The following is a 13,054-nucleotide window of genomic DNA, read 5'->3' as shown; positions in this document are numbered from 1 at the left end:
CCTGCCCCGGGAAGTGTTGGCTACAGTGCGGCGCCATGTATCGGCTCTGCCTGCTGGGATGTGTGTTGCTGCTGGCTGCCTGTGGGGAGAAGGCTCCCGACGAAGGCGCCATCCGCGTGTCCGTGACGTACGGCTCCTTCAAGCCCGCGTGCTTGCGCGTGGAGGCGAGCGATGCGAGCGGACACTCGGACCGGACGGACATCCTCTCCAGCCAGTTCAAGAACGCTGAGAAGCAAGAGGTCCTGGTCGCGGTGCGCCGCAAGGCGGACTGGGACACGGCGCTGAGCGTCACGGTGTCGTCGTATGCGGCGGCCTCGGGGAACAGTTGTTCGGGGGAGGCCGTGGAGACCTTCCCGAGCGCTTCGCTCACCGTCGTGCCCAAGGAGTTCACGCGCTTCGACGTGACGTTGAAGGCGGTGGATGCGGACGGCGACGGCTCCCCTTCAGGCGTCGAGTGGGCGGGCATCTCCGACTGCGACGAGTCGCGGGGCGACGTGCGTCCGGGCGCCGAGGAGAAGTGCGACACGGCCGTCGACTTCGACTGTGATGGCAAGAAGGCGTGCGCGGACTCGAAGTGCGCGGAGAAGACGTGCACGGACGGGGACCTGTGCACCGTGAACATGAAGTGTGTCGGCGTGGGCGAGGCGGCGCGGTGCGGAGGCGGCGAGCCGAAGTGCAAGCAGACCGCGGGCCAGTGTGAGTCGAGGGTGAAGTGCGAGACAAACACGGGTGCCTGCATCGATGAGACCGTGGTCGAGGGGGCGGCCTGTGATCCCGGCGACAAGTGCGTGACGAATGGCCGGTGCACCGCCGACAAGCAGTGCGTGGGCACCGTGAAGACGTGCAACCTGCCGTCGAACACCTACTGCCAGGAGGCCACGGGCACCTGCAACTCGACCAATGGCAATTGTGAATACGCCCCCAAGCCTGTCAACACGCCCTGTGAAGACGGCGACGTCTGCCATGATCCGGGGGTCTGCAACGGCAGTGGCGCGTGCAACGGCACGCCCACGCCGTGCCCGTCCAGGGAGTGCAATACCGTCGCGGGCTGCACGCGCACCGCATCTTGCATCTACGCGGGTGACCCGGCGCAGATCAACAATCCCTGCAGCGAGGACAACTCGGGAACACCGCGCGTGTGCCGCGTGGATGGCCAGTGCGTCGCGTTCCCCTACAACCCGAGCAACTTCGATCCCAACGACATTCCTGGCGGCCAGATTGGCGAGCTGAGGACCACCGGTGCGGTGGTCTTCAACACGGATGACCGGTCCTGGACGCCCTCGAACCTGGGCCCGGATCCTGACTTGTTCACGATCAGGGCCCTGACCCAGGCCGGGGGCCCTGAGATTCTCCTCATCCCGGTTCGGACCCTGGCCCTGGGAGGTGAGCTGCGCATCGTGGGCAGCCGCGCGGTCATCCTCGCGGTGTATGGGGATGCGACGTTGAACCACGACATCCTCGCCAGCGGGCGCATCGTCAATGGCGCGCCGGTCCCTGGAAGTGGCGGCAATCCGCAGTGCGGGACATCAACTGGCGGAAACGGGACGTACAGCGGTAGTGAGGGCGGAGGCGGAGGCGGAGGTGGCGGTGCGACGGCAGGCGCGATTGGCGGAAGGGGCTACGACACCGGTGCCACGCGGGGTGACGCGGGTGTCCAGCAGACCTCGGTCATTACGCCGCTCCTCGGCGGGTGCGCAGGAGGCAATGGTGGCGGCACGGGCAACGCGGCCGGTGGACTGGGTGGCGCTGGCGGTGGCGTACTCCAGCTCTCCGTTGCCAGGACCCTGACCATCAGAAAGGTCCTCTCCGTCAGCGGCGGTGGTGGCTTGGGCGGCAACGCGAACGCGTCGCCTGCTCGGGCGGCGGGTGGTGGAGGCGGCGGGAGCGGAGGAAGCATCGTGCTGGAAGCCTTCCAGGTGAACCTGACGGCCGAAGCCAGGCTCACCGCCAATGGAGGAGGTGGTGGTGAGGGTGCTGGCGCAGGCAGCGGCGCCGCGAGCACCGGAGCGAATGGCGCAAGCGGCAGTGAGAACAGCGGCACCAGCGCGGGAGGAGGCGCGGGAGGCACCCTGACAGGTGGTGCAGGTGGGGCTGGAAGCACAGGTGGAGGTCCCACTGCGGGAAGCAACGGCGCGACAGTGGGGCTTGGAAGTGGAGGTGGTGGCGGTGGCGGCGGTGCTGCGGGCTTCATCTACCTGCGCAGCATGCGGCCTTGTATTATCAACACCACGGTGGTCAGCCCCACGCCCACGGGTGGCTGCACACCCCTCTAACGTGTCAGGACATGCCGTGTCTGGCTTCGCGCCTTCAGCGCCAATGTTCTGACAATGAGAGGTTGACGAGTACAGTGCGGCACCATGCGTCTGCTCTGTCTATTGACCTGCGTGGTGCTGCTGTCCGCCTGCCGCATGAAGGATCCCGCCGAGGGCGTACTTCGCGTGACGGTGAAGTTCCCCTCCTACCGGCCCCAGTGCCTGCGCGTGGAGGTGGGCAACGGAAGCAGTCAGGTGGGCACCGATCTTCCCGCCAGCCAGTTCAAGGAGCCTGACGCGAAAGAGGTCCAGGTCGCCATGGTCCGCAAGCTGGCATGGGGCGACCGACTGAACGTGAAGGTGACCTCGTTCTCGGGCGTCAGTGGCACTCAATGCGCGGGGGCGGTCGTGGAGATCCACGAAGACCGTGCGTTGGATGCGCCTCCAGGGAAGTCCATCGACTGGACTGTCACGCTGCGTACTGAGGCCGTGGACCGGGATGGCGACGGCTTCATCGTGAATGTTTCCGGCACGGAGTCGCCCGACTGTGATGACACCCGCGCGGACATCCACCCGGGAGCCCCGGAACGGTGCGACGTGGGTGTCGACTACGACTGTGACGGTCTCAAGGCCTGTGCGGATAGCGACTGCGCGGAGCAGTCGTGCACGGACGGGGACCTGTGCACCGTGGGCAAGAAGTGTGTCGGCGTGGGTGAGGCAGCGCAGTGCGGAGGCGGCAAGCCAAAGTGCAAACAGACCGAGGGCCAGTGTGAGTCGGCGGTGAGGTGCGAGGCCTCCACGGGGGCATGCATCGATGAAACCGTGGTCGTGGGGGCGGCCTGTGATCCTGGCGACAAGTGCGTGACGAATGGCCGGTGCACGGCCGACAATCAGTGCGTGGGCGACATGAAGACGTGCAACACACCGGTGGACGCCCAGTGCCAGGAGTCCACGGGCACCTGCAACTCGAGCAGTGGCCAGTGTGAGTACCCCGCCAAGTCAGTCACCACGTCCTGCTTGGACGGAAACGTCTGCAATGATCCGGGGTTCTGCAATGGCAGTGGCGCGTGCGTCGGAACGCCCACCCCCTGCCCGCCCAAGGAGTGCAATACCGTCGCGGGCTGCACTCGCAACGCCTCCTGCATCTACGCGGGGGACCCGGCACAGCTCAACCAGCCCTGCAGCGAGGACAACTCGGGAGCGCCTCGCGTGTGCCGCGCGGATGGACAGTGCGTCGTGTTTCCCTACACACCCGCCAACTTCGATCCGAACAGCATTCCTGGCGGTCAGATTGGCGAACTGAGGACCACCGGGGCGGTGGTGTTCGACACGGATGCCCGGACCTGGACGCCTGCGAGCGCCGGCCCGGATACCAGCACGTTCATCATCAAGACCTTGACCCAGTCCGGAGGGGCCCCGGAGCTCCTTCTCATTCCCGTGCGGACCCTGGCCCTGGGCGGCGAGCTGCGCATCGTAGGCAGCCGCCCCGTCATCCTCGCGGTGTATGGCGATGCGACGTTGAACTACGACATCCTGGCCAGTGGGCGCATCGTGAACGGTGCGCCGGTTCCAGGAGCCGGCGGCAATCAGGTGTGCGCGGTAGCACAGGGCCAGAACGGGACGTACAACGGTGGCGAGGGCGGAGGCGGAGGTGGCGCGGGTGGTGCGACGGCTGGAGCCAATGGCGGCAGGGGCTATAACACCAGCGCCACACGGGGCGACTCAGGCGCCCAGCAGGCCTCGACCCTCACGCCACTCCTCGGCGGGTGCGCGGGAGGTAATGGTGGAGGCGCGGGCAGCACGGCCGGTGGGTTGGGCGGTTCAGGCGGTGGCGCACTCCAGCTCTCCGTCGCCAGGACCCTGACCGTCAGCAAGGCCCTTTCCGTCAGCGGCGGTGGTGGCTTGGGCGGCAAGGTGAGCACTTCACCTGCCCAGGCGGCGGGGGGTGGAGGCGGCGGGAGCGGAGGACGCATCGTGCTGGAAGCCTTTCAGGTGAACCTGACGGCCGACACGCGGATCACCGCCAACGGCGGCGGTGGTGGTCAGGGCGGCGGCCAGAGCTCCGGCACTGGGAACAATGGTGCGGATGGTGCGAGTGGCAGTGAAACCACAAGTACCGCCGCGAGTGGTGGTACCGGTGGAAGCGCCCTGGGAGGCACGGGCGGAGCGGGAGGCGCCATGAACACGCCGACCACAGGCGGCGCGGGAAGCACGGCCCCCGTCGTCGGTGGCGGCGGTGGTGGCGGCGGTGGCGGTGGCGCCGCGGGCTCCATCTACCTGCGCAGCATGCGGCCCTGCACAGTGAGCCCCGCGGCGCTCATCAGCCCCGCCCCCACGGGTGGCTGCATACCCCTCTGACCCGCCTGGAGGGCAACCAGGACAGCAACCCCCGATGTGAAGTTTCACACACTCAATGTGAACCCATGTATCGTGTGTTTCGCCTGTCGCACGACGCGCGGGCGAAACACATCTCAGGGGGAATCACATCATGAATCGCAAGCATGTGCTGCGTTGCAGCGCGGTGGCGGGCTTTGGCTTCTTCGCGCTGGCGGGCTGTGGGGGCCCGGATGCCGTGATCCAGGAGCCGGAGCTGGGCACCGCCGAGCAGGGAATCGTCGTCTCGACGAACGGCAGCTTCGAGAACAACAACATCGGCAATTTCAATTACGTGATCCTCAACCCCGGAAGCACGGCGCTGCCGGGCTGGACCATCACCGGCGGCATCAAGGTGATGAAGAGCACGTACAAGGCGGCGCAGAGCGGCATCCAGTCCATCGACCTCAACGGCCTGGGCGCGGGCTCCCTGTATCAGGACGTCCCCACTGTCGTCGGCGGCGGCTACACCGTGTCCTTCTGGGTGTCCAACAGCCCCGGCTGCACCACCGTGTCCCGGTCGGCCACCCTCAACTACGGCCCCTCCACCGCCAGCTTCTCCAATGCGTCCGGGTCCTGGGGCAGCTTCCCGCGCACCTACGTGTTCAACGCCACCAGCACCACGTCTCGCATCCAGCTCACCAGCACCTCCGGCGGCGTCGGCTGTGGCCTGGCCATCGACAACCTCACGGTGACCGGACCGTGATGACGCACCCCGTCCGCTGATCCAGCGGATCACCCCTGTAGCCCCTGGGCCGCCGATCCCCTTCTGTGGGGCGTCGGCCCTTTGTCCGCTGTAGCGCCCTGTAGCGTCCTACGCGGGACGTCCGCTGGAGAACCCGGGGGGTAGACGGTTCGGGCCCGACGACACAGATCGCGGATCCGTGGATCATCCCCCGCCCCCATCCCACCTCCTGCGCTCGTGTGGAGCCCGGCTTCCGGCCGGGTCCGTGCGATCAACGCTGGATCAGCGGACCGGGGGACGACCCACGACAGCGGGCAGGGACGGACGCCCGTAACGGGCACCAGGGCACAGGGCCGGACGCTTCACCGCGTCCGGCTGGGAGGCGTGGACGTGGCGGGTCTGGACTGGGTGCAGGTGGACGTGGGCTTCCCCATGAGCCTCGCGGTGATCGGCGCCGCGCGTTCGCTGGGCATGGAGCGCCGCGCGTTCCTGGGCGCCATGGTGGAGCTGCAGATCTGGGCCGTGCAGGCCCTGCCCGAAGGGCGCTTCGTGTCCTTCGGACCGTCCGCGGACGCGTCCGGCGGACAGGCGTGGGACGCGTCCGCGGACGAAGCCGTCTGGGTGGAGGCGCTGGAGTCCGCCGTCCGCTGGACGGGCACCCCCGGCGCCTTCTGGTCCGCCCTCCTCCGCGCCCGCATCCTGATCCGCGAGGACGACGGCGTGCGCCTCACCCTCTGCGACCGCTACGTCGGAGTGCTCGACAAGCGGAAGAAGGAGGCCGAGCGCAAGCGACGGGAACGGGCCGCCGCCCGCGGCATCGACGTGTCCGCCGGACGTCCTCGGGACACGTCCGGGACGTCCTCCCCTAGAAACAGAAAGGAGAAGGAGAAAAAGAGATCTTCAGCTGCTGCTGCCGGTCTGACTGAACTGGACGTCGAACTGGAAACGCAGCGGGACACCGCCGCCACGATCCCGGCCCATCTGGCCCCCGTGGCGCTCCTCCCGGATGAGGACGCGTCCCCGGACGCGGAGCAGGATCCCATCCAACTCTCCCTTCCCGGCACGCACCTGGTCCCGGCCACACCGCCCCGCGAGGACGCACCCGCGCCGTCCCCGGACGCGGTCCGTCCCCTCCCCGCCCCCTCCCTGGCCGCCCGCGCGGCGGCCTTCTTCGACACCTTCCAGGACGCCCGGGTGAAGGCCTTCCGGGGCGTTCCCCGGGAGAAGCCGCCCGCCGGCTGGGCGGACTGGTTCGCCCAGGCGCTGCGCGGCGTGGACGGCGACGAGGCCCGGCTCCATGCGGCCTGCCAGGGCTACCTCCAGTCCGACTGGGGCCGTGCCCGTCAGCCCCCCGGCACCGTGGTCGCGTTCTGCTCGCCCCGCGTGTGGACGCGCTACGTCCCGCAGCTGGAGGACGGCGCGGAGGCGGACACCTCGGAGGCCGGTGTCGCGGTCCCCGTGGAGGTCGCGTCCTCGGAGGCGGATCGCGTGTGGAGCGCGTGTCTTGACGGCATGCGGGCCCAGGGCAAGCGGTACGCGCTGTCCTGGTTGGGCAAGGCCCGCGCGGTGGGAGTGGAGGACGGACACCTGGTGCTCGCGGCGCCGGACGCCTACTTCCGCCAGTGGGTGGAGGAGCAGTACGGCTCGCTGATGGAGGCCGAGGCGCGGAGCCTGGGGTTGAAGGGAGTGCGCTGGGCCCGGGCCGCGCACGAGGTCGCCTGAGCGCCCTCCAGGCGCCCCCCGTTCATCGATGCACGTTTCGCCGGGGCCTCCTCCCGGCGCACTGGCCATCACGGGACGGAACCCCGAAGTTTCCCTCCCTGGCGGGGCCCTTCCCCCATGAAGGCGCGCCAGGGATGGAGGCACATGGGTGCGGTCGACGACGTCCTGCGAGGTGGTGGCGCCTGTGGCGCCCTGCTGCGGCAGGTGGACTGGGCGAAGACGGCCCTGGGCCCCGTGGAGACGTGGCCGCAGTCGCTGCGCACGGCCGTCGGCATCGTGCTCGCGTCCAACTACCCGCTCTACGTCGCGTGGGGTCCGCGGTTCGTCCAGTTCTACAACGACGCGTACCGGCCCATCTGCGGTCGCACGAAGCACCCCGCCGCCCTGGGCCAGGCCGCGGCCGAAACCTGGCCGGAGGTCTGGCACATGCTGGGCCCCGGCTGGGAGCGCATCCAGCGGACCGGCGAGCCCATCTTCGTCAACGACCTGATGATGCCGCTCGACCGCAACGGCTTCGTCGAGGAGTGCTACTTCACCTACAGCCACTCGCCCGTGCGCGACGAGTCAGGCGGCGTGGCCGGCATCTTCGCCGCGCTCACGGAGACCACCGGGCAGGTGCTGGGCACGCGGCGGCTCGACACACTGCGCGAGCTGGGAGCGTCCACCGCGGATCAAGCGTCCGCGGACGACGCCTGCCGCGAGGCCATGCGGGTCCTCTCCACGGATCCGCTCGACGTGCCCTTCGCCCTGCTCTACCTGGTGGATGACGCCACCGGCACCGCGCGCCTCGCCGGGGCGAGCGGGCTCACGGCGGGGGATCCGCTCGCCCCCGAAGCCATGCCCCTCCCCGAAGGGGACGCGAGCGCGGGCTGGCCCCTGGGCGCCGCCGCGAGCACCGGCGCCGACTTCCTCTGGGAGAAGCTGCCCGGGGCGTCGGGCACCGTCGCGGTGGGGCCGTGGCCGGAGGGAACGGCCTCCGCGTGGGTGCAGCCCCTGCCGCGCGCGGGGCATGCACGGCCCGCGGGCTTCCTGGTGACGGGCCTGAGTCCTCGGCTGGCGCTCGACGCGAAGTACCGGGGGTTCCTGGAGCTGCTGGCCCGGGGCGTGACGACGGCGATCTCCCAGGCCCGCGCGCGCGAGGAGGAGCGCCGCCGCGCGGACGCCCTGGCCGCGCTGGACCGCGCGAAGACGGACTTCTTCAGCAACGTGAGCCACGAGTTCCGCACGCCGCTGGCGCTGATGCTGGGGCCGGTGGAGGACGGCCTCCAGGATGCGCAGGAACCGCTGGGACCCCGGCAGCTCGAACGGCAGCGCACGGTGCACCGCAACGGCCTGCGGCTGCTCAAGCTCGTCAACACGCTGCTGGAGTTCTCCCGCATCGAGGCGGGCCGCCTGCACGCGGCCGCGGTGCCCACGGACCTCGCCGCGCTCACCAGCGGGCTCGCCAGCGGCTTCCGCTCCACGGTGGAGCGCGCGGGCCTGACGCTCGACGTGGACTGTCCTCCGCTGCCGCGCGCCGTGCGGGTGGATCCGGAGCAGTGGGAGAAGATCGTCCTCAACCTCATCTCCAACGCGTTCAAGTTCACGCACCAGGGCGGCATCCGCGTGAGCCTGCGCTGGCAGGGGCCGCGGGTGGTGCTGCGCGTGGCGGACACCGGCACGGGCATTCCGCCAGAGGAACTGCCGCGCATCTTCGACCGCTTCCACCGCGTGCAGGGCGCGAAGGGCCGCAGCTACGAGGGCAGCGGCATCGGGCTCGCGCTGGTGCGGGAGCTGGTGCGGATGCACGGCGGCGACGTGTCCGTGGAGAGCGTCCCCGGCCAGGGCAGCACCTTCACCGTGACGCTGCCCACGGAGGACAGCGCGCTCCCCTCCTCCCTGGAGGCCACGTCGACGCCCGCACGGAGCCCGACAGGCGCGACCGTCGCGGCGTTCCTGGAGGAGGCGTCCGGATGGCTGGGGACGGAGGGCATGCCGGTGGCCAGCACGGGCTCCCTTCCCATCCCGAGGGCCGAGGGAGGACACATCCTGTTCGTGGATGACAACGCGGACATGCGCGCGTACGTGCACGCGCTCCTGGCGGACCGCTTCGAGGTGACGCTCGCGGCGAACGGGCTGGAGGCGCTGGAGGCCTGCCGCGCCCGGGTGCCGGACCTCGTCCTCAGCGACGTGATGATGCCGGAGCTGGATGGCTTCGGGCTCCTGCGGCGGCTGCGCGACGCTCCGGCGACGGCGAACGTGCCCATCCTCCTGCTGTCGGCCCGCGCCGGGGAGGAGGCCACGGTGGAGGGCCTGCGCATGGGCGCCACCGACTACCTGGTGAAGCCGTTCTCCGCGCGCGAGCTGCTGGCGCGCGTGGACGGCAACCTCGCCGCGGCGCGGGCACGACAGGAGCAGCGCCGGGCGGAGCAGGAGCGCGAGAAGCTGATCGCCGTGGTGGAGCAGTCCTCGGACCTCATCGGCATTGGCGGCCCGGACGGACGGGCGGTGTTCGTCAACGAGGCGGGGCGGCGCATGCTGGGACTGGACGGCCCGGACGCGGTGCGGAGCACGCACCTGTTCGACTACTTCCTGGAGGAGGACCGCCCCTACGTGCGCGACGTCATCCTGCCGAGGCTGCGCGAGCAGGGCCACTGGGACGGCGAGTTCCGCCTTCGGAACTTCCGCACCGGGGCGGCGGTGCCCGTGCACTACAACTTCTTCATGCTGCGCGACGCCGCGACGGGCGAGGACATCGGCATCGCCACGGTGAGCCGCGACATCACCGAACGTCACCAGCGCGAGGCGGAGGCGCGGGAGCAGCGGGAGTTCGAACAGCAGCTCATCGGCATCGTCAGCCACGACCTGCGCAACCCGCTCAACGCCATCCTCCTGTCGGCGCAAGCCCTGCTCCAGCGCGACGACCTGGGAGAGCGCGCGACGAAGAACACCGGCCGCATCATCAGCAGCGCCGAGCGCGCGAACCGGCTCATCCGCGACCTGCTGGACGTGACCCAGGCGCGGCTGGGCGGAGGGCTGCCGGTGCACCGCCGCCGCATGGACTTCCACGAGGCCACGCGCCAGTCGGTGGAGGAGGTCCAGGTGGCGTTCCCGGAGCGCCAGGTGGTGCTGGAGCAGCAGGGCGACGGCCTGGGCGCATGGGATGCGGAGCGGCTGGGCCAGGTGGTGCAGAACCTGGTCACCAACGCGCTCCGCTACAGCACGCCCGGCTCCCCGGTGCGGGTGTCCACGCGCGAGGACGGGAACGACCTGTTGCTGGAGGTCCACAACGAGGGCCGCCCCATCCCTCCGGAGATGCTGCCCACCCTCTTCCAGGCGATGCGGCGCGGCGACCACGGCAAGGACCGCTCCTCGCGCAGCGTGGGCCTGGGGCTCTACATCGTGCAGCAGGTGGCGCGCGCGCACGGAGGCCACGTGAGCGCCGTCTCCAGCGACGAGGCCGGCACGACGTTCACGGTCCGCCTGCCCAGGGACGCGCCCCCCGCCTACGACACCGTGTCCTGAAGCCTACTCGTCGGCGCGCAGCGCGATGGCGGGCGTCACCCGCAGCGCGCGGCGGGCGGGCAGCCAGCTGGCCACCAGCGCCACCGCGCCCAGCAGCAGGGGCACGCCTCCGAACGTCAGGGCGTCCAGCGTGCCCACGCCGTAGAGCATCCCCGCGAGGCCGCGCGCGAGCACCGCCGCCCCCACGAGTCCCACCGCGACGCCCATCGCGGCCAGCCGCAGCCCCTGCCCCACCACCAGCCACAGCACCTGCCGGTCCGTCGCGCCCAGCGCCAGGCGGATGCCCAGCTCCCGCGTGCGCTGGCTCACCGTGTACGCCAGCACGCCGTACAGCCCCACGCCCGCCAGCGTCAGCGCGAGCACCGCCATGGCCGTGAGCAGGCCGCCCATCACCCGCGTGCGTCCCAGGCTCTCCGCCACCACGTCCTCCAGCTCGCGCACCTGCACGAGCGGCAGTCCCGGATCCACCGCGCGAAGTTGTTCGCGCAGCGCGGGCACCAGCGACTGCGCGTCCCGGGTGGCGCGCACGGCGATGAGCATGTGCAGGCCCTCGAACTGCGCCATGGGCAGGTACACCTCCGCGCGCGGCTCCTCCGCGAGGCTCGCGTGGTGCACGTCGCCCACCACGCCCACCACCTCCCGGAACGGCTCGCCGTCGAGCGTCAACCGCGCGCGCTGGCCCAGGGCGGTGCCCTTCGGCAGGAAGCGCTTCACGAAGGCCTCGTTGACCACCATCACCGGCGCGGCGCCCGCGCCGTCCGAGGCGCTCACGTCACGGCCCTCCTTCAGCGGGATGCGCAGCGTGGCGAAGTAGCCGTCGCTCACCGCGCGGAAGTTGACGGACTCTCGCGCCCCGGCCTCCCGCTCCGTCTCACCGGGCAGCAGCACCGCGCTGAAGCCGTTGCGGTTCCACAGCGGCAGCGTGCTGGCCAGTCCCGCCGCCTGCACCGACGGCAACGCCCGCACCCGCGCCAGCAGCTCCGCGCTCACCAGCCGCCGGCGCGTGTCGTCCCGTCCATACGCCTCGCGGGGGAACGACAGGTCCATCGCGCTGACGCCGCGAGGGTCGAAGCCCGGCGACACCGTGTGCAGCGCGTGGAGCGTGCGCAGCATCAGGCCCGCGCCCACCAGCGGCACGAGCGCCAGCGCGACCTGCGCCACCACCAGCACCGCCCGCGCCCGCACCGGCCCCGTCGCGCCCCCTCCTGAGCGAAGGCCTCCGAGCGCGCCCTTCGCCTCCGCGCGGGAAGCGCGCAGCGCGGGCACCAGGCCGAAGAGGACGCTGGTCGTCAGGGACAGCCCCGCGGCGATGGCGAGCACGTGCGGCTCCAGCCGGAGCTGCTCCGGCGACACCACCTCCCCTGGGGCGAAGACGCGCAGGAGGTCCATCCCCCACAGCGCCAGGAGCAGCCCCACCGCGCCGCCGAGCACGGCCAGCACCGCGCTCTCCACCAGGAACTGCCGCACCAGCCGGCCCCGGTCCGCGCCCAGCGCCGCGCGCACCGCCACCTCGCGCTCCCGGGCACTGGCGCGCGCGAGCAGCAGGTTCGCCACGTTCGCGCATGCCACGCACAGCACCAGCGCCATCACGCCGGCCAGCAGCCACAGCTGCTCGCGCGACGTCTCCACTACCTGCTCGTGCAGCGGCACCACGCGCACCCCGGGCACGGCTTCACTTCCGCCCACCGTCGCGGCCCAGGCCCGCGAGCGCTCCTCCAGCTCCGCGCGGGCGCGCTCCAGCGGAACGCCCGGCCGCAGCCGGCCCACGCCGCGCACGTAGAGCTCCTCCGGGGCCTGGCCCGGCGCGGCGGGCGCGGGGGCCAGGGGCTTCCACAGGTCCACGCCCGGCCAGAAGCGGAACGACGCGGGCAGCACGCCCTGGACGACGTGCGGAGTGCCATCGAGCGTGAGCGTCTGCCCCACCACGTCCGCGCGTCCCGCGAAGTGGCTCCACCAGAAGGCGTGGGACACGAGCACGACCCGGTCGCGCCCGGGCACCTGGGACTCGGGCCCGAAGCCCTGGCCGCGCTCGGGCCGCACGCCCAGCAGTGGCAACAGGCCCGGAGTCGCGAGCCCCGCGCGCACCCGCTGCGCCGCGCCCGGACCGGTCAGCGTCTGGTCCATGGCGGTGACGCCCTCGATGCCCTGGAACGCGTCCGAGCGCTCGCGCCACGCCTGGAGGTACGAGTACGCCACCCCGCCCCGCTCGCGCTGGGGCGTGGACTGGTACAGGCGCAGCAGCTCCTGGGGTTCGGGGTACGGCAGGGGCCTGAGCAGCACCTGGTACACGAGGCTGAAGACCGCGGTGGTGGCCCCGATGGCGAGCGCGAGCGTGGCCACGACCACCGCGGTGAACACGGGCTCGCGGCGCATCCGGCGCAGCGACAGGCGGACGTCCTGGAGGAGCTGGGACATGGGGTGGGGCCAGGGCTGCAACTCTGGCGCCATGGTCGTTCAACGGGCCGCGGGTCGGAGGACGGCGGCGAGGGTGTTCGCTCGTGGCACACCGCGTCCCGCA

The 13,054-nt window shown here is 71.1% G+C and carries 6 protein-coding genes; 5 read left to right on the top strand and 1 reads right to left on the bottom strand.

Annotated elements, in window-relative coordinates; translation table 11 throughout:
• Positions 1 to 35 precede the first annotated feature (35 nt).
• The 5 genes from NR792_RS06055 to NR792_RS06035 all read left to right on the top strand — a co-directional run bounded on the left by NR792_RS06055 (position 36) and on the right by NR792_RS06035 (position 10,536).
• Positions 36 to 2,273 (top strand): hypothetical protein, encoded by a 2,238-nt coding sequence (locus NR792_RS06055; RefSeq protein ID WP_375759112.1) that lies wholly within the window; start codon positions 36 to 38, stop codon positions 2,271 to 2,273.
• Positions 2,274 to 2,357: 84 nt separating this feature from the next.
• Positions 2,358 to 4,610, top strand: a complete 2,253-nt coding sequence (locus tag NR792_RS06050; RefSeq protein ID WP_375759111.1) for a putative metal-binding motif-containing protein — start codon at positions 2,358 to 2,360, stop codon at positions 4,608 to 4,610.
• 130 nt (positions 4,611 to 4,740) lie between these two features.
• A complete protein-coding gene (locus NR792_RS06045; protein WP_375759110.1) occupies positions 4,741 to 5,331 on the top strand; it encodes a DUF642 domain-containing protein in 591 nt (196 codons plus the stop codon).
• Between the two features lie 369 nt (positions 5,332 to 5,700).
• Positions 5,701 to 7,032, top strand: a complete 1,332-nt coding sequence (locus NR792_RS06040; protein ID WP_375759109.1) for a DnaA N-terminal domain-containing protein — start codon at positions 5,701 to 5,703, stop codon at positions 7,030 to 7,032.
• Between the two features lie 144 nt (positions 7,033 to 7,176).
• Positions 7,177 to 10,536 carry an ATP-binding protein gene (locus NR792_RS06035; RefSeq protein ID WP_375759108.1) on the top strand — a complete coding sequence of 1,120 codons (3,360 nt, stop codon included), beginning with the start codon at positions 7,177 to 7,179 and terminating at the stop codon, positions 10,534 to 10,536.
• 3 nt (positions 10,537 to 10,539) lie between these two features.
• Here NR792_RS06035 and NR792_RS06030 read toward each other — a convergent pair whose 3' ends face one another.
• Positions 10,540 to 12,951 carry an ABC transporter permease gene (locus NR792_RS06030; RefSeq protein WP_375759107.1) on the bottom strand — a complete coding sequence of 804 codons (2,412 nt, stop codon included), beginning with the start codon at positions 12,949 to 12,951 and terminating at the stop codon, positions 10,540 to 10,542.
• Positions 12,952 to 13,054: the final 103 nt, after the last annotated feature.

Source organism: Corallococcus exercitus, assembly GCF_042231735.1.
In the GTDB taxonomy this organism is placed as follows: Bacteria; Myxococcota; Myxococcia; order Myxococcales; family Myxococcaceae; genus Corallococcus; species Corallococcus exercitus_B.
Note: the sequence above shows the minus strand (reverse complement) of the source record. Positions and strands in the feature narration are given on the sequence as shown.